This window comes from Nocardioides antri (genome assembly GCF_008373765.1).
GTDB lineage: Bacteria > Actinomycetota > Actinomycetes > Propionibacteriales > Nocardioidaceae > Nocardioides > Nocardioides antri.
Genome location: NZ_VUJW01000012.1, coordinates 74,998 through 96,465 on the forward strand (window position 1 = coordinate 74,998; position 21,468 = coordinate 96,465).

Consider the following 21,468-nt stretch of genomic DNA (forward strand, 5'->3'; position numbering starts at 1 on the left):
ACTCCACGCTCTGCATGGGTTCTCCTAGAGAGCCCTGATGATGAAGTTGATGGAGCGCCACGGGTTGAGGATGTCCACCGGCGTGGACGATCCGACAGCCACGTTGCCCGCGCTGGTAGCGGTACCGCGCGCCACTCGCGTCGCCGTCGAACCGTCAGCGTTGGACGAGTCGAACGGCGGCAGGTTGGCAGCGGTCAGGACCACCGAGGCGTTGCCGCCCGACGTGCCCACGGCCTTGGTGCCTGCTCCGATGGGGAAGCGGTCCGTGAAGTTCGGCAGGTAGTAGGTCGTGTCCGAATGGGTGCCCCAGGTGTCGCCAAGGAGAGCGGCGAGTGCGGGGTAGTCGTTCGAGGAGAAGGTCCCGCCGTTACAGACGAGCCAACCCGCTGGCGCGCTGGACCCGCCATACATCGTCACTTCGCCAACAGGACGGAGCAGGGCCGCGAAGGTCTGGGAGTCCACCGTCAACGGCGGGGTCACAATGGGCGGAGCCACTGTCCCTTCCCCGGCAAAGTCGAGAGTCAACGTCCACTTGTCGGGTGTGATCTCGTGCTTGATGCCCGTCACGCGCTCCGCGGCTGCGTAGGCAGCGCGGCTGTTGGTCACCCCGAGGAGGTCGTAGAGGTCTGTCAGCGACCACCTCTCCATCTCTGCGGTGGTGCGAAGCGGCAGGACCGCGCTGTTGACGCGTCGGCGTGGGGTGGCATTCGCGGCCAGGATCGCGGCGGCGTAGCCAGGGACAGCCGTGTCGGCGAGGCCGTGAACGGTGGGCTCGGCCAGCCTTTGACCCCACTGGCGCACCGATTCAGGAGCCACGTAGGGACCGAAACTCACTTCCTCGGTTTCGCCCGTGGCGGCGTTGATGCGCACGAGTTTTGGCTTGACGGTGTTGATGCACCGTTCAAGGTCGAAGTCCATGTCGAGGTCGGAGTAGTTGGCATCGGCGAGGAAGTCGACGGGGCCACCCGTCATGGTCACGGTGTCGAAGTAGTGCACCTCCCCGGCCAAGGCCGAGCCCACGAACAAGATGATCGTGGCGTAGCGCGCGCCCTCTGGGGCTGTGACTGTGAGAGTCCTCTCGGTGTATGTGGTGGTCGAGGAGGTGAGGGCGCCGATGTCATTGGCCAGGGTCGCGCCGCTGGCGCTGTACCAACGGAGTTGGACACGGGTGTTCCTGGCCGTAGCAGCCGTGCGGGAGTAGGAGCGGACGGTGTAGGAGGCGCCCGGAACTACCGAAAAGCCCGACGTTCCTGCAGCGGTCGAGGCAGTGACGGAACCGTCAGCGGTAGCGGTGAGACGGAGCGCACCTGCACCTTGATGGGTGGGAGTCGTAACGCGGGCCAGCGCGGCGTTGGTGGCTGTCCATCCGGATGTGTCGGTGTCGAACGTCCCATTGAAGGTGATGGTGTTGATGGGCAAGGCGGAGGCGTCCCATGCCTGGAGGATTCCTCGCCTGTCGAGCCATGCGAAGCCGAGTGCCGAGTCACGGGTGATGGCGATCTGGTCAAGCGCGGACGCGTTCTCGTTGACCGAGACGATGGGCACGGTTGAGGGGTCCACCACAGCCTTGTTGCCGTTCACGATGAACGGGACGGCGGTGGAGGCCAGGACCACAGACAACCCGTTGATCGTGGCGACGCCTTTGGGGCGGAGAGCCGCCGCCAGTGTGGCGGTGTCGTCAGTGCCGGTGACGCTGATATCCGTGCGGCGGTCGTCGGGGAGGTCGGGGTCCTTGAGGTCGTACTTCGTCAGAGGCGCGGAAAGCACGCCAGTGCCGAAGACGTTCCACGCGTAGGTGGATCCGCCCTTCGCGGTAGGTGCCCACACGGACAGCCGCCACCTCTTGCCCGGTCGGATGAGCGGGTTTACGGACGGGTCGAGGTCGGCGTCACGTAGGTGAACCGTCAGAGTGCCTGCGTCGAGTTCTCGACGTTCAAGGTTGATCTCGTACGCGGAGCCAAGAACGTTGGTCCACCCCGGCTCGGCGAGCGGACTCGATGCTGCCACGGCGGCGGCGGATCCCGAATAGAGAACGGCGTTCGTGAACGTCGCGGAGGTTCCGGATGCACCGGTCAGGATCATGCGAAGCCGCAGAGTCGTCGTACCTACCGGCAGGGTGTAGGCGGTCGTCGAGTACGTGCCTGCGGCGGTCGTAGCGGTTGTGGCGGTGGAGGTACCGAGCAGAGCGCCCGCAGCGTCGTAGGCAGCAACGTCGCCGGACACAGCAGCAGTAGCGCCGGTGTTGAGGGTCCAATATGCGACGGCTTGGTTTCCGGAGACGGTCACCTCTGGAACTGCAATCGCATCAGACGTCACCGTCTGCGCGCCTGCAGCAGACTTAGTGGCTCGAATCCCGTTATTGGCCGAGATTGTCGGTCCGCCAGCGACAGCCGGAACCCATCCCCACGGACCCGTCACGCCAGCCGGGTTGGGGATGAGGTTGGGGAGGTCCGGCCAGTCGTTCTGGATCTCGAACCGGAGGACACCGTGGGGAGCGAAGCCGATGCTCATGCGAGCCTCTTCCCGCCAGCGGCGTAGTACGACTGGACAGCGGAGACGACCTCGCGTCCGATCTCGGCCTTGTTGACGGTGGGCGGGACCTGGAAGATCAACTGCACCGTCTCCGCACGCGCCTTCTTGGTGGCGGTCGCGTTCATCGCGTCACGCGCGGATGCGCGGTCGAGGTTCCGAGACGCAGCGCCCGCCCACTCGCGACCGAGGCGACGCATCAAGGACGTCAGCTCGTCTTCACGTGCGTTGATCGCGTTAACAGCAGCGCTGCCCTGAGAGCGGCCAAGACCGCGCAACTCTTCGCGTCGTGCACCCAGGGCGTTGACCGCCGCGTTGCCTTGCACGCGTCCGAGACTGCGGACGCTGTCCGTCGCCGTCTCAGGGATTACGAGCCTGACTCGCATCTTTCCGGTCAAGTCATCGGAGTTGATCCGGAACAGCGTCCGGCTCATGCGACGCATAAGCGCCTGGAGTTCGTCCTCGCGAGCGACGATAGTCCGCGCCGTCGTGTTGCCCTGGATTCGACCGAGGCGACGGAGGTTGTCCTCTATGTTGTTGGGGATTCCCAACCTGACCTTTAGACCTCGGCGGTTCAGATGGTCTTCGGTGCCCTGGCCAGCGCGTCGTCCGAGGCGACGGAACATTCTCGCCAGGCGCTCCTCCGATTCAAGGATGCCCTCGGCGGTCCGACGTCCCCGACGCCGGTCGTTGTTGTCGTCGTCGCCACTGCCAGACCCGCGCAGCGCGCGGCGGATCGCGGCGGACAACTGCCGAGCCCGACGTTCTGCCTTCCTCTTCAGGACCTCCAACTTGCCAAGCAACATGTCGAGAGTCTTTTCCTCGTCCGCGATCTCGTCGCCAAAGAACTCGTCCGCCATGCTCTGGCCGAGCGATGCGCCCGCGTTAGTGAGTTGACCCGTGAGGGAGTTGATCTCGTCCAACGCTGCTTGGCTTCCAGTTGCCAACGCTTCCGCAGTAGCGAGGCCAGCGTCCGGACCGGCAGCGAGCAACTGCTGAAGCGTCGTCTCGTTGAGGCCCCTGGCGGTCAGGTCGCGGATGAGGGCGGCAAAGCGCTGAGCCTTGACCACCTTGTCTCTGAGTTGGTCAAGGATGTTGGGGAGCGAGGCTGAACCGTCTTCGTTCTGCCCCATCGTGGTGACGTTGCCGGTGTCGATGAACGACTGCTTGATCTGCTCGGAGTAGGCCTTCGCCTCTTCCTTCAAGCGCTGGAGCCGTTCGCGTGATGCGGAGATCTTTTCCTTCATCCGGTCGATGGCAGCGCCGACGTCGCGCAAAGCCTTGTACTGGTCCTTGAGGTTCCTCAGGACCCGCTTCTCGCGCTCGCGCTCCTTCGCGTCGTTGGAAAGGTTGATCTTCTTCTGGATGAAGGCTGTCGCCCGCTCAAGGGCCTGGTTGATTGCGGCGAGGCCAGACGAGACGTTCTTGAAGAAGGAGAGGCCGAAGCCCGCGCTCGCCTTGGCTACTGCGTCGGCGAACGCGCGACCGTATTGGAAGCCATCCTTTTCGCCCTGCAACCTTGGGGCGCTGTTCTCACGGGGCGGAGTGCCCTCGGTTTCGTAGACAGTGACGCGGTGGGTCTTGATGTAGACGTGCGACGTGTCGCCGTTGAGTTCGTTCATCAAGCCCTTGACGCCGTTGATGGTGTCCCTCGCACCGGCCCCACCCTGGACCGCGACGTTGGGCTTGGAGACGTACTTGTTGAGTTTGTCGCCCTCGTCCTTGACCTTCTTGAACTCCTTCACGGACAGGTCGACGCCGAGGGTCTTCAAGACCATCGCGATGTCTTCCTTGTCAGTGATGTCGGCCTGCTTCAGGACCTTCTTCAGGTCACCGATGGTGGTCTTCGTGCCGGTCGCCTGCACGAGGGTCGCGACCTGCTTGGGCGTGAGGTCGTACTGCTTGTTGACCCTGTTCAGTTGGTTGAGCGTGAGCCGTGTCCCTGTCGCTTCAACCACCGTGACCAGTTCGTCGGGCGTCAACTTGTATTCGTGGCCCAGCCTGCGCACGTCGCGGAAAGAGTTGATGAGACCAGGCGTCTTGACCTTCGTCTCGACCTCATCCGGCAAGAGCCGGATCCGGTTCGCTAGTTTCTCGGCTTCCTTCGATGTGAGGTTCCATGCCCACTGAGCCTCGTTGAGGTCTCCGCGCCACTTCTTGGCAGCGACCTCGATGGCACTGGTCGTGCTGCTGACGTTCTCGCGGATGCCGGTTAGGTCTTCGATGGTGCCGCTCATGTCGACGCCGGGGATGGCGTCTGCGGCCTCGGCGAGGTTGAGGAAGTGGCCGATGACACCAGAGACAATCTCACCCACAGTGCCGACCACTGGACCGACCACCGCGAGCACGATGTCGGCGAAGTCGAAGAACACATTGCCCGCTAGCTTGACTGTGTCCATCAGGTGCTCGAAGGCCTTGCCGACCAAGGTCAGGCCTTCTTCGGCGATCCACTTGAGCGCGGGTCCGAGGACGTCTGTGGCGTTCTGAGCGAGCGTGTCGAACCAACCGGCCAACTGCTCGATCATCGGGCCGTGCTTCTCCATGACCTTGGCCACGGAGCCCTGCAGGCTTTCCCATCCTGATTGGATGCCGTCCCAGAGTTGCGAGAGCACTTCGCCGATGCGGCGGGCGTTGTTCCCTACCGTCTCCATGATCGCGCCTAGAGGGCCGCCTCCTGCGCCTCCAAGACCTTCGCCTCGTAGGACGTTGACGAAGTCGGAGATGGCAGGGATCGCGGTGCCGGAGATCCAGCCGATGGCCTCACTGGCTACGGGCAGGAAGGCGTTACCGATCTTGACCTTGAGGTTGTCCCACTGCGCGCCCATCACCTGTTGCTTGTGGGCGAGAGTGTCGGCCTCGCGAGCGAACGCCCCGGTGGAGTCGGCGCTCTGCTTGGTGATGAGGTTGGCGGTGGCTTGCTGCTTGAGCGCGGTCTGCTGCTTGAGGGAGAGGTCGTCGAGCGACTTGCCGTGCTTCTTCTGCGCGAGGATGTTGGCCTCGGTGCTGACCGTTGACTGCTTGATGGAGATTCCGTACTTCTCCAGCGGGTCGAACTCGCCCTTGAAGGCAGACCCCAGCGCCTGCACCGCGTCAGTGGCTGATCCGCCGAAGGTCGCTGACAGGTCCGCAGCGACGCGGATCATGCCCTTGGTCTTGCCCGCCAACTGGTCGGTGGCGATGCCCTGGTTCTTGAAGAGCGACCCGATCAGGTTGGCGTTGGTCCGGTACTCGTGCGCCGACAGGCCGAACTCCGTAGCAGCGCGGTTGGAGTCCTTGATGACCTTGTCCGCCCACTTGCCGAACACCGTCTCGGTCGCGCCGACGGATTGCTCCGCGTCCGACGCGGCCTTCACAGCGTCGATGCCGAAGTCGATGGCGGCCTTGCCCGCGATGGCGAATCCCGCCGCGAGGGCGAGCGCGCCGCCCTTGGCGATGGACGAGAACTTGCCGCCCATTCGCTGGCCCGAGTCGGCGACGGACCCGAACTCGCGCTTGGCCTGAGAAGCGTTGGCTAGGACGGAGATGCGGATTGGACCTGCCATTCCTAACTCCTCCTCATCGCCAACTTGATGAACGCGTTTCGCTCCGTGATCGTGAGCGAGTAATAGACCTCAGGCGGTTGCCCCGTCAGAAGGCAGAACGCCGCCATTTCCTCCGCGCTTAGGCGGGCTGCGTGTCGTCTTTTCCCGACTCGGTAACAGGCTCGTCAGGATTCGGCTCTTCCTCGTCATCGAGGAAGCGGTCCTTGCACTCACGCAAGGTCATTTCCATGACCTCTTGCTTGGCCTCTAGATCGTTCTTGCCGTCGCGCCGAAGCAAAACGAACACCAGGGCCCGCAGGAACATTGTCTGCGCGTCACCTGCGAGGTCCTGCCAGTTGTTGCCGAACTGCTTTTCGATGGCGATCTCTTCGAAGCCGGTAAGTGTCTCGATAACCTCATCGACAGGCACTCTGTTTGCACTCATTGGAAGTTCTTCTCTCTAATCTTTCTGTTGATCTCGTCCTCCAGCATTTGGAGTGCCTGAGGTTGGATCTCTTGGTCTGCTGCCTGCATGAACCCAGCGGCGGCGATGTTGCGAGACGGCCAGCCGTAGTTGATGGGTCCCGCATAGACGACGGACGCGCGTCCGGCTGTGACGACCGCTTTGGACTTGGCGCGGTTGCCGCGAATGGTGGCGGCGAGTCGCCCTGTCCTCTTGGGTGCGTGACGCGAGGCGCTTTCCGCACCGGCCTGCGCGATGTTGGAGAACGCTTCCTTGAGGTCGTCCACGTCCAGCCCCATTTGCTGGAGGGCGCGGACCACTTGGGTCAGCCCCTCCACCTTGAAGCCGGTCCGGTTGGCCATCGGGTCAGGCCACGACCTTGACGGGCTTGGCGTCCAAGATCCACGAGCAGTCGAACGTCATACGCGCGGACTCGCTGGAGTTTGCCTCGCCACCAACGAAGTCGCCGTCCGGTTCCGCCACTACCGCGTTGAACGTGAAGTGCGGCTGGGTGGGCGACGCCGTCGTGTTGCCGTAGGGCTTGAGAACGCAAGCGACGCTCGTTCCCGCAGCTGTGAACACCGTGTTCCAGAGCGAAGCGCCAACCGGGTCCTGCGCGGCGGTGAACTCCAAGCGGTACTCCCGCGCTCCACCGGCTGCGGCGTTGGTGAACGTCACGAAGTCGGCGTCCGCTTCACCGGAAGTGATGACTGCCTTCGAGACAGACGCCGTGTAATCAGTGCCGCCGATCGTGATGACCAGCGTCCTTGTTCCGAGTGATGCCATGTGTATCTGTTTCCTAGTCTCAGAAGGAGCCGGTCGTGACGCGGGTCGGCTTGGCGGTGAGGACCCACGAGCAGTCGAAGGTCATGCGCGCCGAGTTAGACGAGTTGGCCTCGCCGCCGATGAAGTCGCCATCGGGCTCGGCGATCACAGCGCTGAAGGTGAACCCCGGTGTGGCTGGCGCGAAAGTGCCGACGCCGTACGGGTTGAGGGTGCAGGCGACAGTCGTTCCGGAGTTGCTCCAGACCTTCTCCCACAACGTGGTTGTTGCCATGTCCTGAACCGCTGTGAACTCCAAGCGGTATTCACGGGCGCCGCCTGCGGCAGCGTCGGCGAATGTTACGAAGTCAGCGTCGGCTTCGCCGCTGGTGATAACTGCCTTTGACACCTGGGCGGTGTACTCGACAGAGTCGATCTTGATCTTTAGAAGGCGTGTGCCCAATGCAGCCATTAGTTGTCTTCCTCTCGATGGCCTTCGATTACGACGACGGGCACTGCACCTGTGTCCAGTGCCAGTTGCTGGGGCGTCGTTGAAGTGACGACCAGCGATTCCTGAATGGCTTCCACGAGATCGGGGAGGTGCTCGTCCAGGTACTTCTCAGCGGCAGCGAGGTCCTGAGGCAGCGCCACAATGACTTGCCAAGTGACGATGCCGCCGAATGGGTTGGGGTAGTTCGTCCGTTCGCGTCGGACCATGCCGTCACCGGGCTTCACGGATTGCCGGAAGTACGGTGAGCAATTGATGCCGCTGACCGTGTTGGCGGCGGCAGCAATCTCGGCACGGACCTGAGCGGACATTCAGGTCACTTCGCCGTGACCTTGGCGCCGGACTCCTCGGTGTACTCACCGGGCTGCGACAGCACGAACTGCCCACCGGTGACCTCGACCGTGGAGCCGTCAGGGCGCGTAACTCGTGCCGGGTCGGGCACTTCCCACACAGACCCGACAGCGGCCTTCTCGGTGCTCTTCTTCTCGGCCATTTAGTTGCTCCTTCTCAAGCGACGGGGATGGATCGCCAGGGGCCTTCGAGTCGTTCGACCTCGCGGTCGCCGCCGCCAACCCGAGCTGTCGCCACGGCCATCTCCGACATCGAGGCTTGGATGCCAAGCGGGAGGGCGCGGACAGCGAGGTTGGCGGCGACTCGGCGGCAAAGCGCCTCAGTGAGGTCGGACGGCCACACCGCGTCGTCTGCTGGGACTGCACAGGCACGCGCCTGTGCGGCCTTCTCCGCCTTGAAGGCGGACTCAATGTCCGAGGAGTCCCAACTGTGGCCGGCCTGGCTCAGGTAGGACAGGACATCGTCAAGCGACGGCGCGGGCATCAGGCTCAGACTCCGGCGGTTGTCTCGACCAGAGCGTCGGGACGGACAACGGCGGTGAGGCCGCGCGTCTCAGCGATGGCGTCGAGGATGTTGTAGCGGAAGTTCTCGCCGTGACTGTCGGTCAGGTAGAGCGAGACCGTGTTGCGGGCGTAGTGCTGCACGCCGCGCTTGAAGTCACCGACGATGACCGTGCCTGCCGCCACGACGCCTGCGGTGTCAACCACGGGCGTGAGTCCCCAGTAGGAGTTGGTCTGGTTCGGCGCAGTGCCTGCGGTCGACATGACCTCGATGTCGAGTTCGATCAGGTCGTCGGCGTTGACGAGGAACGCGTTCGGCGTGAAGCCGTTGGCCTCGACCTCGGCCTTGCCCTTGCGGATCGCGCCGAGCAGGCCTGCACCGGCAGGGCCAGTCGCAGCGGGGAGGACGGCTGCACTGATCGCAGCGACTGCCTCGGCCTCGACCTTGCGGCGGACCTCGTTCTGCAGTTCGTTCGTGAGGAACGACTGCACTGCGCTTGCGTCCTCGGCCAACTGGCGAGTGAAGGACGTATGCGCTGCGATGGTCGCGAGCGACCGGCTGGTGACGCTTGGCTCCCACTCGATGGACGGCTTGAGAGTGTTCTCAGCGACCACGGCTGCGTTGCCGCTGACCTTCGACCAGACGATGTAGTCCACCGAGTTGCCCGACACCTGGACCGTGCTGACGAGCGGCAGGATCAGGTTCGGAGTTGCTGTCGGCGTCAGGTCGTAGATCGGGCTGGACGGGAGTGCGTCCGCCATGCTGGCGAGCGAGTGGGGCAGCGCCCGCATCTCGATGTCAACCTTGCTGGAAGTACCGCGGAAGTTGTACTCGCGGTAGGCATCGCTGCGGACGAACGTCTCGCCCCAGGTGCTGTTGTCGGGCTTCTCAGCGCGCTCTTCAACGCGCGTGGCGGAGCGGGACAACTTGCCGTCGAGAGCGTCGGCGGACTTCTGTGCATCGAGCAGACCAACAAGGCGCTCGATCTGAGAGTCGTACTTCGCGGCGCGTGCCTCGAGGTCGGTGAACGACGAGTCATTCGGGTCGAAGTCTTCTGCGGCTGCCATCTGGATGGCGGCGTCCCGTGCAGAGTCACGGGCTGAACGCAGCTGGTCTAGCTGCTCAAGAACTGGGTTCTTCATGAAAAAGCGCCTCCTCGGCACTCATAGACGGATGACTTACACATCTGTGGAGTGCGGGGGAGGCGAGCGTTCGGGATTACCGGGGCGTAAAGCCGTGGCTTTCCGAGGGCATCAACCGATAGCCGCAGATATTCTGTTGTTAATACGTTAACGCGACTGCTTAGTGGTTTAGTGACCTCAACCGAGCGATGATTTCCTCGCGCTCGCGGTTTAGATCTGCCTCACGTGCAGAAAGCACGGCGGACTGATCGGCATATGCGCCGTGGTTGACCAGGGCTACGCCCAGCAGGTGACCGCGAGCGTGCCGGACGTGCAGGCCGTCCGGCTTCCGCGCGACCTTCACGTGGTCGCGCATGACGCGGAACTCGATCGAGCACTGGTCGATGAACCCGTCGACCGTCAGGACCCGCGCCTCTTGCGCCGCCAGCGTCGATGCGAACTTCATCGTGGCGTAGACGCCATCCGCGCGGTCCTCGACCTCACGGGCGTGGCCGATGAGCGGTCCGTTGTGGTTGTGGAAGAACTTGCAGCGCGTGGGTGCCTTCGATGCGTTGGCGAAAGCCCCGCGCTCGAACAGTTCAAACAGCCCTTCGCCGAGTTGCGTCTCGTACTCGTACGGCACCGCGCGGAGACGAACCTCTCCGGTCGCGTCGTCTACGTCGACCGCTTCGACGCTTCGCTGCTGAACCTCGGCGAAGCGCTTCGGCAGGATCAAGCCTTGCTCAATCGCTGTCACGCTCATCGGTGTCTTCCTCTTCCTCCGGTGCTTGCTCGACCGGCTGCTCTGCCTCTTGCGGAGCGCGGTCGTAACGCCTCTTGGGCGGTGCGGGTCTACGTGTCGCCATTAGTGGCTTCCTCTTCTTCAGAAATGCTTGGGAGTTCGGTGTCAGGAGGCGTCTTTGGTGCCTTTTCGAGTTCAAGCGCGGGCAGTCCTTCGAGTGCGCGGACCTCGTCCACGGTCAAGATCCCCGCGTCAATTGCGACCTTGTACGCCTGATACCGCTCGCCTGCGGGCGGGTTGGCGAAGCCGTCAACGGCGACCTTCACGGTCCGGTCGCCGGGCAGCAGCGCAGACAACGTGTCCTGCAGAGCGGTGATCCACGGGCTGAGGCCGAAGTCGCGGTGGTTGAGCCACGCGTCGCGGGTGTTGGAGTACGTCGCGCTGTTGGCGAGCGAGACTCCGAGGTTCATGGGGTCGATGCCGAACGAGAAGGCCACGTCCGCGATGACGAGTCGCTTGACCTCCACGAGGGCGGTGTCAACAGGCGACATCGAGATCGGCGAGAAGTCCGTCGTAGCGTTGAGGATCGCCACCGAGCGGCTGTCACCGCCGTGGGCACCGAGCCATGCCTCCTTGAGCGCGGTCGCCTGCTCCTGCGTGAGTCCCGGCTGGTTGACCTTGATGTACCCGGCAGGGACGCCACTGCGGAACGTGCCCGACGCGTAGGTGTCGACCTGCGAGGCGAGGCCGAACGTCGCGGGGTGCATTCCAAACACGCCCTGGCTGCGGCCATCGACATCGACCGGCGAGTGCGGATTCCGCATCGCTACGAGGCGATACGTGACGGGGCCAACCGTGGCGTACCCGTCACGCGTGAACAGGACCTCATCGCCGCCATCACCGAGCACCCACCTCAGCGAGCCGTCATCCTTGGCGCGCTTCGTGCTCAGCAGGTTCGGGTTGATCAGGCGCAGCGTCCCAGCGAGCGGCGCGCCGGACTCGTCCTCCTGGCACACGAACGCGCCAAGCCCCCACCAGATCGCGGAGCGAAGGAACCCGGTCCAGAAGTCGGAACGGGACAGCCGGTTCACGGCGGGGTAGACAGACTCCGAGGTGACGAGCCGGTTGTCCGGACGCAACAGCATCGGGTCGGTGACCCAGCGCGGCGTCTGCAACGGCGAGCCTGCGCCGAGTTGCTGCACCCTGAACGGTGCGGCGGTGAGCGGTCCCGTGATGAGGGACGTCGCTCGCGTCACGACGGGAAGCGCCTCGGCAGTCGAGCTAGACCCAAGAACCCCAGGCCACATATCGGACCCGATGTAGACGATTCCCTCGCCTCCGGCTAGTTGGAGATTGCCGGTTGCCCGGTGCCACAAACCGCGCTGTTCGGTGTGACCCGCGAGCCTGCGGGGTGGGTTCGGCATCGCGCTCCTCTGGATACGACAAAAGGAAGGCGCGACTCTGGCCTGTGGAAATATCGTAATCGCCCGCTGACAGGCCGAGATCCGCCAAGATGGGCGCTATGCCCAGCCGCTATTCCGCAACCGTACTCGCCCTCGTGGGTTCTCTCGTCGGTCTCACCGCATGTAGCGACGACGACAAAGCGAAACCGGCATCCGGAGACAACAGTGCGGAGGTCGTGACCGCCACCGTCACTACCACTGTCTCAGAGGGCGATGGCGCCACTGAGGAAACGTCGGCTACCGGGGACCCGAACCTGCCGTCGAACGAAGACCTGCAGGCGTACGTCGAAGCCACCACATCTGACACTGTTGGAGAAATCGAGGATTCTCTTCGATTCACCGCCAAGGGGTCCCTCGCTCACGCGTACGCTACCTACCTGGTCGGCAACTCGACTGCCGTCATATCCAGCGGGGACGCCGGGTTGATGGAGCAGGCAACAGTGACGCCGATCGAAAACGGGTTCGAAGCCTGCTATCCGTCGGAACCCAACGACTGCAACGAGTACACCGACTTCGAGGGCGAAAACGGGCTCATCGTGGACCACAAGGTGAACGGAGAGCCGCTGCGCGGCAACGTCATCGTTGGAGACGGGAAGCCGCAACAGGCAGGCAACCTAGGCACCATCGAACTCGTGGCAGCGCGAGTGAACAGTGAAGGGAACCTATTCGTTGTCCTGAATGTGCGTTCCGCGTCTCAACCGGTCCAGGTCGGTTGGGGAAGTTCCAGCTACCGGAACAAGGACGGTCGTCAGGTCGAGTCCGAAGGCAGCGGTGTGTTCGGCCCGTTAGAACTGGGGCCAGATTCGCTCGGTACGGTGCGCGTGGCCTACGCGAACTCGGACCTGGGCGGCACTCTGACGTTCCCGTTGTTCGCAGACGACTTCTACAACGAGCAGGCGGTCACCTTTCAGTTGTAACAGTTGTCAGTAGATGGCTGAAGGTTCCTGGGCAGCGCGGGCTGCCGCGCACGCCCACACGGCCGCTTTCACTGCGTCGAGTCGGGCACTCGACCTGATGCGGATTCCATCTGCGGACGGGACGGCACGAGCGGCGAGAGCCTGCTCGGCAAGAGACTCCGAGCCGTCATGCAGGAACACGCCCTCATCGAGGAGGCGGCGCAGGTCCTGCACGGCGACCTTCGATGTGCCTCCCTTCGGCGTCAGCGGGATCTGGGCGAACGCCGGGTCGAGGGCGAGGCTCTTCCCGCACAGCACGGATGGTGCGCCCGCCTGCTTGATGTGCGCTGCGGCCTCATTGGCGGTCATGAACGACGTCACGGCGACGACGACCCCGCCGTCGTCCTGCAAGTACGCCAGAGCGACACTCAGGCCCTCTCCGAACCACGATTCGACCGCGCACGCGGCTGGTGTGCCGGTAGGTGTCGGCGCTGAGGCGTCGATCCACTCGTTCTCGCCGAACACCGGCTCGCCCGGGTTGTTGTTCCGGCCGCCCGCCATGGACACCCACTGGTTGCAGTAGTTCTGCTTGAACTCCAGCGGGTCCAACTTCTCGACCTTGTCCGCGATCTCCTTGAAGCGCCGCGTTGACCAGAACGGCGACGCCATCCGCCAGGACTCGGGGTCCCCAGGTTCCATGCTCTTCGGCGCGGACCACTCCGCGATGAAGGTGGACTCCGGCTCCAGCAGCGTGTCCAGCGCCTGCTGCCGGTAGGTCATGAAAAGGTCGCTCGCGGAGTCGCCCGCAGTCGAGATCAACATCAGCTGTGGCGAAACCGCCTCCGTCAGGGCGGGGTCGGCTGCCTCCACGACGCTGCGGTGCACCTTCCACGCCTCGTCCACGACGATCATCGACAGCGAGTAGCCCACGCCCATCCCGTCGTTGGCGGCTGCTAGAAGCCACCTACCGCCGTCCGGTGACTCGACACGGATGTCGCCAGACGCGAGCCGGACTAGCCAGCCCAGGTCCTTGCGCTCCATCGCCCACCGCGAGGCCGGCCGCATGATCTCGTGGGCGGTCTGCGCCTTGTGTGCCACCGAGAGGACGGTCTGGTCCTCGTCGCCGAACAGGTCGCGCTGCTGGATGCGCCACATCAGCAGGGCGCGCAGCAGCCACGACTTGCCGCACTGCCGCGCCATCGTCACCAGGACGTTGCGCCACACGAGTTCGCCCTCGGCGTCGTGCTCCAGCATCCGATAGGCCACGGCGCGCTGCCACCAGCGCAGCCCTCCGGTCCGCTTGGCGTGCAGACCAGGATTGTCGTCCGCCCACGCGCAGAAGTCGGGTCCGTAGGTGCCCGTGGCGCGCGGATGCGGCCCTGTCATGAACCTAGGGGCGACCCCATCCTGCGGAACCTCGCGGAACTCCGCCATCCACTCGATGGATCCGCAGAGATCGTTCCAGTCCGTGGCGTCTTGCTCAGGCTCTGCTTCAACACCGTGAGAGAGAGATTGAAACGAGCGGGGGTTGTCTAGGCGGCCGTTCCTCGAAAAACCGGGCCAGTTCTCGCCGTTTCTGCCCGCTTCGTAGGCTTTTCGCATCACCTCGTGCTGGCCGGTGCTGGCCGAGCATGACGCGTGTTCGTGCTGCCAGTTCGCGCTAACCCAGATCAAGTCCGGGCGTTCCCACTGGGGGATCTTGTGCCCGACCACCCACTTGTCGCCGGGGTTCACGGGCTTCCCGCACTGTCCGCACGGCTGGGGTAGTTGGGTCGCCATACGCGCCCTGATCTGCATTACGCGCGGGCCTGACCACGCCTTCGGTGCCGACACCTGGCACTCCCTTCAATAGGAATGGGTGTCGTTACCGTCGTTAGGTATTGAGTTGAGTTGCTGCGGCGTGAGGATGGGCAACACGCCGAAGTTGACGGCCTACCTCAACCTGTGGCTCGCGCGAGATACGCTGCGCAGGAGTTTCCCCGACCGCCGTAGTTGTTCGCTGCGTTGTTGAAGTAGGGGAAGCACATGGTTTGGCTGATCGTCCCGGTGGTGGTGACGGTGTCGCTCGCCGTCATCGCGGTCTGCAAGTTGAGGTTCGGCACCGTCGCACTGCGCGGCGTTCCTCCAGAGCAGCGGCCTGAGGTTGTACGCGCAGTCGGTGAGGCGTGGTCGCGGTGGGGGCGGCGCTGACCTACTGGCGCCGAGGGATCTCGTGGTCCTCGATCCCTGTGCACAGGCTGACGCACTCGGCTCTCACGGTGGCCCACACCTTGTCGCCGTCGCCCGAGTCGAAGACCACCTTGTCGGTGACGGTCATCTCCTTCCCGCAGCGGGGGCAGTCGATGATGCGCGTCGCGTACTCGGCCATGTGCCGCACCCTGCCATCCCCGGTTGCTCATCCGCCACCACCCGGTCGGTGGATCCCACGGTGCAGGCGCACGACCTGAGGCTTGTCCGTCAGGTAGACGACGCCACCCACCACCACGGCGTACGGACCCTCACCCTCCACCTGCAGCCCCGGCCACAGGCAGCGGGCCTTCTCCTGCCACGTGGTGTGGTCGGCGGTGCAGATCGTCCGGCCGTACGCCGCCGCATCGTCCAGCACCTTCTGCTTGTTGGCCTTCGCCGTGGCCTGCGCCTGTCGAGCTGCGCGGCGGCGTTCCTCGTCAGTGAGTCTCATCGACATCCCCGTCGAGGTAGTCCAGGTACTCGGCCAACCTCTCCATCGCGGCTGTCCGCGTCATGCCGCTCCACAGGTTCCAGGCGATGTGCGCCACGTTGCCGTTGTGGTGTCGGTAGACCTTGACGGTCCAGACCTCCTGCGCCACGTCGTCCGCCAGCTCGTCGCCGTACTCCGTGACCTCGATGACGTGATCCCCGGTCCCGCTGATCAGCTCGTGGATCCTCATCGGTCCACCACCTTCGCCTGCACGTGGCCGGTCCCCTCGGCGTGACGCAGCGCGTCCACCACCGGCACGAACCTCAGTCCGCAGATCAGGCACTCCACGGCCTTGGTGTTGTTCATCAGCAAGCACCCGTCTTGTCGCTGACCCGGCGCGCGAGCTTCACCAGGTCGGGATCGGGGGAGTAGTCCGGCCAGGCGATCTCGTGACAGGTGTCGCTACCTGCGGGATGTATGTCGAGGAACCTGTCGGGGATGCTGTTGATCCAGGCACCCTGCTCCTCGACGCGCACGTTGTACGTGCCGCTGCGGGAGTTCACCACCCACCCGTCGATCTTGAAGCAGGCGGTTCGGGTGCAGTTCCACCCGGCGCTGCTGTCCGGTCCCTCGATCCCCCAACTCAGGAAGGGGAGTTCTGCGTGAAAGTCCATTTGGTGTTCATTTCGATAAGGTATTCGTACTGACGGTTCGTGTAGTTGTTTCGTTTATTTGTGGCCCCAATAGTCAGGGGGAACAAACAAAGTCGAAGGACGTCGGGCTACTTATCGACCGGAGGGCTACGCCCCCCTCTCCGAGGGGCCGGAACGGCACCGATCGACAAGCAGCGCCACGTTCAGTCCTCACCCCCCGGCGAAGGTCTACGACCAGCGACCCACGCAGCGCTTTTGCCCTGACCCACGGAGTCGGCGACGTTGACGATCTGGCCGGCCTCGTTCATCTCGACCAGGAGGTCGCGGATCACGTTGCTGCCGAACAACACGTCGAGGCGGTCGTCCTCGCGCGTCGCCAGCTCCTTCATGGCGTTCACCACGCCGGTGCCGGAGAACGGGACGGGGGCATCAACGGTCGCACCCGTGTCGGCGTCCACAACGGCCTTAGTGGCCTCGTGGAGGGTCTCCCAGATCGCGACGCGGGTCCGTGCCCGACGTTCCTCTGCCTCCGCCTCAGGCGTGTCAGCGAGCTCGGCCAGGTTCGGCGATCCCCACGAGACGCAGAGGTCGTCGCCGATGTCGTCGCGCACGCCCTGGTAGTTGACCTTCGGGTCGTCGCCGCCGAACGGCTTCCGCTTCTCGAACACCAGCTTGCCATTCCCGCGACCCGACGAGACGCCCTGGAGGTAGGCCATGACGTCCGCCTTCGCGGCGAACGCCGAGCTGCCTCGGTAGGTCGGCTTGTCGGTCCGGTTGGCGGTCTTGACCGCGTGATGGAGGAACAGGACGAAGCACCCGAGCCGTTCGGCGAGCCGACCTGCTGCGCGATACATCTGCGCCGATGGCGCGGAGTCGTTCTCGCTGCTGTCCGGATCCATCATGTCCACCTGCGTGTCCAGCACGATCAGGCGCGGTGTGAGGTCCTTGCCCTTGATCCACTCGTCGAGCTGGAGAATGCCGACCTCATAGAAGTGACCGTCCCTCGGGTCCATCCGCTGCACCAGCGGCTGCAGCTCCTGATCCGTCTCCGACGCGAAGTAGAACGCGACCCGCGCGCCGTCGTAGTCCGCCGGATGTTCGCGCCGCCAACCCCGGATGAAGGACTTCAGGGACTCGCCGCCCTCCATGGCGACGTACACGACGTCACCGTGCAGGTTGATGCTCTGGTGCGCCCACTCGGCCGCTCCGGACGCGATCCGGTAGGACAGGTCGATGGCGACGGCGGACTTGCCGATGCCCGGCTGCGCGTACATGCAGCCGACACCAACGGCGGGGAAGCACCTCTCGACCAGGGCCGGTGTCTCGGCGTCGAGGTCGATCTCCCACGAGAACACCAGCGGCGATGGCTTCGCCTTCTGCTTCTCCGTGGTGGTCAGGATCTTCACGACCTCAGCTCGTGGCAGGTCGCGCCAGTCCGGTCTGAAGAAGTCCAGCGCCGAGACCTCGTCCGGCTTGATCCCGGTCTCGCGTTTGCCGTTCTCGATGTACCAGTGGACGCCGTTCTGATCGACTTCGAACTCGTTGCTCATTCGGAGTCTCCGATCTCGTACGGGAACTCCTGGTCGGGCTTCGCCGCGACCTCGTCGGCGTCGACCTCGTCCTCGAGGACGCCCTGCTCGTGCTCGATGCGGGGATCGCTCTGGATGTAGATGCCGCGCTGGACGAGACCTTCACCGCGCAACCAGGCTTCGGCCACCTCCAAGTCCAAGCGATACAGACCTCGCTTACCGTCCGGGTTTTTCACCACCAGGCCGGTCTTGTGCAGCAAGTTTCCGCCTCCGGCGACGTTGAGCAGCTTCGCGATATGTGGCACCAAACGGTCGACATCGGCCTCATCGCGTTCATTGAGCATCTTTGAGTACGAGTAGAGGACTGCTTTCGTGAGCGAGTACCACTTTCCGTATTTCTGCTCGATCAGGTCGTGATAGGTCACAAGCCACCTGACAAGGTCGGCATGCGACTCTGTAAGTTCATATGTATTGATAGACATTAGATACGATCTCTTTGTAGGTTCTTTCTCTCTTGGACGCCCGCCAGCGCTTTGTTTGTTGGCAGGCTTCCTTTACGACCATAAATCGCAAAAGTGACTAACCCCCGTCCCCCAGGCGTGAATACTGCTTGGGAACGGGGGCTCGCTCTACCGGTCGATTACCGGCTCAGCGAGGTAGTGCGCCATCCAGCAGCCGATGCAGATCGGAACGGTGCCGTCCTCGGACCGGCCTCGGGTCTTCCTCTCGCAGCCGCTGGTGCTGCAGGGCAGAAGCTCGTTGTCGCCGGTCATGACGCTCTTCGGCACGGCCCGCACAACACCTGCGACCGAGCACGGCAGCCAGCCAGCCACTCGGGATCGGTCTCGGTATCCTCGGTGCCGCCGCAGTCGGCGCATCGGGGTGCCTCCCACCTGACGTTGGTGAGTCGGTCCAGAAGCTCGCTCATGCGATTCCTTCTCTGTAGTTATGGCGGAAGGGACCGGCGCGCCAACCATCGGCACGCCGGTCCCAGATTCCTGAACGGTCGACCCCTCAGCTTCTCGCTGGTCCGTTCCCCTGGTCGCAAACCCGAGCCATGGAAGCTCGACGCGATCTACCTAGGGTCGATTACCGGCACTAGGCGGTTGCGGCGTCAACAGCTAATCCGATGTTCGAGGTGGGGAACCAGGGTCCCGTCGCTCTACTTGCCGAGCTGCGTCGGCGGCGTTATCCGCTTCTGCCAAGAGCGACCCGCCTCCTGCACATCCTTGCGGTGTCGCTGATATCGAAGTTACCAGGGAATCCGGCGGATTCGGCCTTAGCGCCGATAATCTCAGGCGATTATCAACGTCCTTACGTTCGCTCTTCTTGTGCACAGTCCGATAACTGCGCCTATTTGTACAGCTCGTCTTTATGGACTAACTGTTCAGCCCCCGCGCCGCCGCGAGGACCGTCTCGACCTCATCCAGCGTGACCGTCAGGGAGGCGTTCTCGCGAGCCTGGGCGATCCGCTCTGCGAGCTCGTCGAGAACCCCGTAGTTCCGCGCCCGCATCCCGTGGCTCTTGCAGAGGCCCTTGGTGTAGTGCTTCTTGTCGCAGCCGAAGATCTCGCAGGTCGCCGCCAGGTCGGCGCGGTTGTAGATCACGCTGTCACCGTGCACCGGCACGACCACGAGCTGTTCCTTGGTCAGCTCGACACGATCCAGGACGCCGCGCAACGCAGCTCGTTGATCGGGGGTCCAGCCCGTGTCGGCGATGTTGCGGAGTCCGTCGATGTCCGGCTCGTCACCGGTAAGGGCGACCGCCGCATCTGCGACCGCCGCCTCGGCCTTCGACAGCCTGGCGTTCAGCTTCGCCTGCGCGGCGTGGAAGACGTTCGCCTCGATCTCGCCGAGGGATCGACGGACCTCGAGGTCAGCGAGGCCGTCGCGGATCTTGTCCCGCGTCTCTACGGCGGTCGCGTACGCCGCGGCTGACGCGTCCCTCGCCGTCTGCGTCTCGGCCTGCGTCAGGGCCTCCAGTGCGTCTAGGTGAGGCAGGAGCCATGACCCAACAACGCGCTCGACGGTCGCGCGCAGGATCGAGGTGCCGGAGCAGGCGCCGGGATTAGCTCGATGCGTCGAGCAGACCGCCAGCGAGGTCGGCCGTTCGTACGAGTCGATGAAGGTCGAGCCGCCGCAGATTCCGCACTTCACGAATCCGGCGAGCCACCACCGTTCGCCGGCACCGGAGGCCTTCTTGCCCAAGGGCGCGCGGCGCTCGCGCTCGGCCTGGAACGCCAACCACTCGGCCTCGGTGATGATCGGCTCGTGTGCCCCTCGGATGTCGCGGAGGTCCTTCTCCTTGCTGATGAAACCGACACTGAACCCGGCATCCATCCACCGTGACAGCGTTCGGACCGACCACTCCGATCCCGTCGCCTTGACCCGCCACCCACTGTCGTTCAACCAGCGCACGAGCGGTGTGAAACCCTCGCCACGGGTGTACCGACGGAAGACCTCGCGAACGGCTTCGGCCTCGCTCTCGTTGATGACGTAGCGCCCGTTCTCGCGGCGACCACCAGAGGTGAGGTCGAACTTGTAGTCGTAGCCGAACTGCGGGTTCGTTGTCTTCGGGAGACCTGCCTCGATGCGCCTCTCGTGGGCGCGCTTCCAGTTCTCCCCGACGCGCTTGGAGTAGGCCACGTCGAACACGGTGTGGACGCCGTACTGGATGTAGCCTGCGTACGTCGAACGATCGATCTTGCCGCCGTCGTGAACGGCGTGCCACTCAACGCCGATGAGGTCAAACAGGTCGAGGAGTTCTGCTCGATCGCGCTCCTCACGGGAGAGACGCGACGTCCACCGCGTCACGAACACGTCCGCGTCACCGGCCTCGATCAGCTTGAGGGCGCTATCGAGGCCAGGGCGCTTCGACCGATCGAGGAGGCCCGACTTGCCGTCGTCGTCGTGTTCCGCCACAACGATCCAACCCTGCTGCTCGGCGTAGGCTCGGGTGATCACCAGTTGATCCGCCACCGAGGCGGACTGCTCCTCGGACCTGTCCTGCAGGGTGCTCTTCCTCGCGTAGAGGATCGCGCGCTTCGTCATGGGAACGATCGTACGCAGCAAACGTCTTCTTGGACACCGTTCGCGAGCCGCGCACCGTTGATCGTCCAGGACTGGCGCGCCTCGAGCTCGGACCTCGTGCGCAGGTCGTCGCGGAGGTAGCCCGACAGGTTGCGGAGCAGGCGGCCCAGCTCGCCGCCGCCGACCTCGCGCGCCACCCGCAGCCCCTCGACAACGCGGTCGCCGACGGGATCGGCGAGCCGTCCCTTGAGCCGGTCGAGGCAGTCGCCGAACCGGCCCGACACCTGGTAGTCCAACGCGAACGCCTCGAACGCCGGCCGCAGCGGCTCGGGGCCGCGCACCGCGAGCGCGGCGACCGCGTCCGGCAGCGACATCCCCGCACGTACGGCGGACGCGAGGTCGTCCACCGCCTCGGGCCACACCTCGGCGTACTCCCTTCGACGGGTTCGCACGCGGCCGGAGAGGACCGCCACCGGGAGGTACGCCGCCAGCGCCCCGACCACGACCGCCAGCGGCGTCGTGCGCGAGACGGCGAGGACCGTCAGGCAGACGACCGCCCCGGTGGCGCCGCACAGCAACAGCAGCGAGCGGGGCGACACCCCGGCCAGGCCCGCCTCGGCCAGCATCCGCTCGAGCCGACCCGGCGTGGTGGCCGCCGGTCGCGGCGCGCGCGGGGTGGCGAACGCGGACCAGATCAGCAGGGCACCGAGCCCGAACCCCAGACCGACCAGCGCGCCCATG

The 21,468-nt window shown here is 64.5% G+C and carries 22 protein-coding genes; 1 reads left to right on the forward strand and 21 read right to left on the reverse strand.

Going from position 1 to position 21,468, the window contains the following annotated elements; genetic code table 11:
* Positions 1-24: 24 nt before the first annotated feature.
* From F0U47_RS18925 to F0U47_RS18975, 12 genes are all read right to left on the reverse strand, one after another.
* Complete coding sequence (locus F0U47_RS18925) at positions 25-2,511, reverse strand: phage tail protein (protein WP_149752039.1); 2,487 nt, start codon at positions 2,509-2,511, stop codon at positions 25-27.
* Entirely contained in the window at positions 2,508-6,071 is a 3,564-nt protein-coding gene (locus F0U47_RS18930) for a coiled-coil domain-containing protein (RefSeq protein ID WP_149752040.1), read from the reverse strand. Before F0U47_RS18930 ends, F0U47_RS18925 begins: the two co-directional genes overlap by 4 nt.
* A 118-nt stretch (positions 6,072-6,189) precedes the next feature.
* Positions 6,190-6,480 (reverse strand): hypothetical protein, encoded by a 291-nt coding sequence (locus F0U47_RS18935; RefSeq protein WP_149752041.1) that lies wholly within the window; start codon positions 6,478-6,480, stop codon positions 6,190-6,192.
* A gap of 11 nt (positions 6,481-6,491) precedes the next feature.
* A complete protein-coding gene (locus tag F0U47_RS18940; RefSeq protein WP_149752042.1) occupies positions 6,492-6,875 on the reverse strand; it encodes an HK97 gp10 family phage protein in 384 nt (127 codons plus the stop codon).
* Positions 6,876-6,879: 4 nt separating this feature from the next.
* The gene (locus F0U47_RS18945) at positions 6,880-7,299 is read right to left on the reverse strand and encodes a hypothetical protein (protein ID WP_149752043.1); all 420 of its coding nucleotides are present in this window, start codon (positions 7,297-7,299) and stop codon (positions 6,880-6,882) included.
* Positions 7,300-7,318: 19 nt separating this feature from the next.
* On the reverse strand, positions 7,319-7,747 hold the full coding sequence (locus F0U47_RS18950) for a hypothetical protein (RefSeq protein WP_149752044.1): 429 nt from the start codon (positions 7,745-7,747) through the stop codon (positions 7,319-7,321).
* On the reverse strand, positions 7,747-8,094 hold the full coding sequence (locus F0U47_RS18955; RefSeq protein WP_149752045.1) for a hypothetical protein: 348 nt from the start codon (positions 8,092-8,094) through the stop codon (positions 7,747-7,749). Before F0U47_RS18955 ends, F0U47_RS18950 begins: the two co-directional genes overlap by 1 nt.
* Positions 8,095-8,099: 5 nt before the next feature.
* Positions 8,100-8,276 (reverse strand): hypothetical protein, encoded by a 177-nt coding sequence (locus F0U47_RS21375; RefSeq protein ID WP_188111428.1) that lies wholly within the window; start codon positions 8,274-8,276, stop codon positions 8,100-8,102.
* Positions 8,277-8,290: 14 nt separating this feature from the next.
* Positions 8,291-8,617 carry a hypothetical protein gene (locus F0U47_RS18960; RefSeq protein ID WP_149752046.1) on the reverse strand — a complete coding sequence of 109 codons (327 nt, stop codon included), beginning with the start codon at positions 8,615-8,617 and terminating at the stop codon, positions 8,291-8,293.
* A 5-nt stretch (positions 8,618-8,622) separates the two neighbouring features.
* Positions 8,623-9,777: a phage major capsid protein gene (locus F0U47_RS18965; RefSeq protein ID WP_149752047.1), complete on the reverse strand. Its 1,155-nt coding sequence runs from the start codon at positions 9,775-9,777 to the stop codon at positions 8,623-8,625.
* Positions 9,778-9,937: 160 nt separating this feature from the next.
* A complete protein-coding gene (locus tag F0U47_RS18970; protein ID WP_149752048.1) occupies positions 9,938-10,519 on the reverse strand; it encodes an HK97 family phage prohead protease in 582 nt (193 codons plus the stop codon).
* Positions 10,520-10,608: 89 nt separating this feature from the next.
* Positions 10,609-11,754 (reverse strand): phage portal protein, encoded by a 1,146-nt coding sequence (locus F0U47_RS18975; RefSeq protein WP_188111429.1) that lies wholly within the window; start codon positions 11,752-11,754, stop codon positions 10,609-10,611.
* A 383-nt stretch (positions 11,755-12,137) separates the two neighbouring features.
* On the opposite strand from F0U47_RS18975, the gene F0U47_RS18980 reads away from it, so the two are divergent.
* On the forward strand, positions 12,138-12,878 hold the full coding sequence (locus F0U47_RS18980) for a hypothetical protein (RefSeq protein ID WP_149752050.1): 741 nt from the start codon (positions 12,138-12,140) through the stop codon (positions 12,876-12,878).
* A 6-nt stretch (positions 12,879-12,884) separates the two neighbouring features.
* Here F0U47_RS18980 and F0U47_RS18985 read toward each other — a convergent pair whose 3' ends face one another.
* The 9 genes from F0U47_RS18985 to F0U47_RS19020 all read right to left on the reverse strand — a co-directional run bounded on the left by F0U47_RS18985 (position 12,885) and on the right by F0U47_RS19020 (position 21,467).
* Positions 12,885-14,591, reverse strand: a complete 1,707-nt coding sequence (locus tag F0U47_RS18985; protein WP_149752051.1) for a terminase large subunit domain-containing protein — start codon at positions 14,589-14,591, stop codon at positions 12,885-12,887.
* A 457-nt stretch (positions 14,592-15,048) separates the two neighbouring features.
* Entirely contained in the window at positions 15,049-15,225 is a 177-nt protein-coding gene (locus F0U47_RS21380) for a hypothetical protein (RefSeq protein WP_188111430.1), read from the reverse strand.
* A 27-nt stretch (positions 15,226-15,252) separates the two neighbouring features.
* Positions 15,253-15,537: a hypothetical protein gene (locus tag F0U47_RS18990; RefSeq protein WP_149752052.1), complete on the reverse strand. Its 285-nt coding sequence runs from the start codon at positions 15,535-15,537 to the stop codon at positions 15,253-15,255.
* Positions 15,524-15,766, reverse strand: coding sequence for a hypothetical protein (locus F0U47_RS18995; protein WP_149752053.1), 243 nt, complete (start codon positions 15,764-15,766; stop codon positions 15,524-15,526). Before F0U47_RS18995 ends, F0U47_RS18990 begins: the two co-directional genes overlap by 14 nt.
* Before the next feature lie 115 nt (positions 15,767-15,881).
* Positions 15,882-16,190 carry a hypothetical protein gene (locus F0U47_RS19000; protein WP_149752054.1) on the reverse strand — a complete coding sequence of 103 codons (309 nt, stop codon included), beginning with the start codon at positions 16,188-16,190 and terminating at the stop codon, positions 15,882-15,884.
* 182 nt (positions 16,191-16,372) lie between these two features.
* Entirely contained in the window at positions 16,373-17,719 is a 1,347-nt protein-coding gene (locus F0U47_RS19005; RefSeq protein WP_149752055.1) for an AAA family ATPase, read from the reverse strand.
* Positions 17,716-18,123, reverse strand: a complete 408-nt coding sequence (locus tag F0U47_RS19010) for a hypothetical protein (protein ID WP_149752056.1) — start codon at positions 18,121-18,123, stop codon at positions 17,716-17,718. The genes F0U47_RS19005 and F0U47_RS19010 overlap by 4 nt, the downstream gene beginning before the upstream one ends.
* Positions 18,124-19,077: 954 nt before the next feature.
* The gene (locus tag F0U47_RS19015) at positions 19,078-20,748 is read right to left on the reverse strand and encodes a recombinase family protein (protein WP_149752057.1); all 1,671 of its coding nucleotides are present in this window, start codon (positions 20,746-20,748) and stop codon (positions 19,078-19,080) included.
* Positions 20,745-21,467: a type II secretion system F family protein gene (locus F0U47_RS19020; protein WP_149752058.1), complete on the reverse strand. Its 723-nt coding sequence runs from the start codon at positions 21,465-21,467 to the stop codon at positions 20,745-20,747. Before F0U47_RS19020 ends, F0U47_RS19015 begins: the two co-directional genes overlap by 4 nt.
* Between the last annotated feature and the right edge of the window lies 1 nt (position 21,468).

Coding starts and splice junctions, on each gene's coding strand:
- F0U47_RS18995 (WP_149752053.1), bottom strand. CDS start 15,766: ATGAGGATCCACGAGCTGATCAGCGGGACCGGGGATCACGTCATCGAG.
- F0U47_RS18990 (WP_149752052.1), bottom strand. CDS start 15,537: ATGAGACTCACTGACGAGGAACGCCGCCGCGCAGCTCGACAGGCGCAG.
- F0U47_RS18970 (WP_149752048.1), bottom strand. CDS start 10,519: ATGAGCGTGACAGCGATTGAGCAAGGCTTGATCCTGCCGAAGCGCTTC.
- F0U47_RS19000 (WP_149752054.1), bottom strand. CDS start 16,190: ATGGACTTTCACGCAGAACTCCCCTTCCTGAGTTGGGGGATCGAGGGA.
- F0U47_RS18965 (WP_149752047.1), bottom strand. CDS start 9,777: ATGAAGAACCCAGTTCTTGAGCAGCTAGACCAGCTGCGTTCAGCCCGT.
- F0U47_RS18940 (WP_149752042.1), bottom strand. CDS start 6,875: ATGGCCAACCGGACCGGCTTCAAGGTGGAGGGGCTGACCCAAGTGGTC.
- F0U47_RS18925 (WP_149752039.1), bottom strand. CDS start 2,511: ATGAGCATCGGCTTCGCTCCCCACGGTGTCCTCCGGTTCGAGATCCAG.
- F0U47_RS19015 (WP_149752057.1), bottom strand. CDS start 20,748: ATGACGAAGCGCGCGATCCTCTACGCGAGGAAGAGCACCCTGCAGGAC.
- F0U47_RS21380 (WP_188111430.1), bottom strand. CDS start 15,225: ATGGCCGAGTACGCGACGCGCATCATCGACTGCCCCCGCTGCGGGAAG.
- F0U47_RS18955 (WP_149752045.1), bottom strand. CDS start 8,094: ATGTCCGCTCAGGTCCGTGCCGAGATTGCTGCCGCCGCCAACACGGTC.
- F0U47_RS18930 (WP_149752040.1), bottom strand. CDS start 6,071: ATGGCAGGTCCAATCCGCATCTCCGTCCTAGCCAACGCTTCTCAGGCC.
- F0U47_RS19020 (WP_149752058.1), bottom strand. CDS start 21,467: ATGGGCGCGCTGGTCGGTCTGGGGTTCGGGCTCGGTGCCCTGCTGATC.
- F0U47_RS21375 (WP_188111428.1), bottom strand. CDS start 8,276: ATGGCCGAGAAGAAGAGCACCGAGAAGGCCGCTGTCGGGTCTGTGTGG.
- F0U47_RS18960 (WP_149752046.1), bottom strand. CDS start 8,617: ATGCCCGCGCCGTCGCTTGACGATGTCCTGTCCTACCTGAGCCAGGCC.
- F0U47_RS18945 (WP_149752043.1), bottom strand. CDS start 7,299: ATGGCATCACTCGGAACAAGGACGCTGGTCATCACGATCGGCGGCACT.
- F0U47_RS18950 (WP_149752044.1), bottom strand. CDS start 7,747: ATGGCTGCATTGGGCACACGCCTTCTAAAGATCAAGATCGACTCTGTC.
- F0U47_RS19005 (WP_149752055.1), bottom strand. CDS start 17,719: ATGAGCAACGAGTTCGAAGTCGATCAGAACGGCGTCCACTGGTACATC.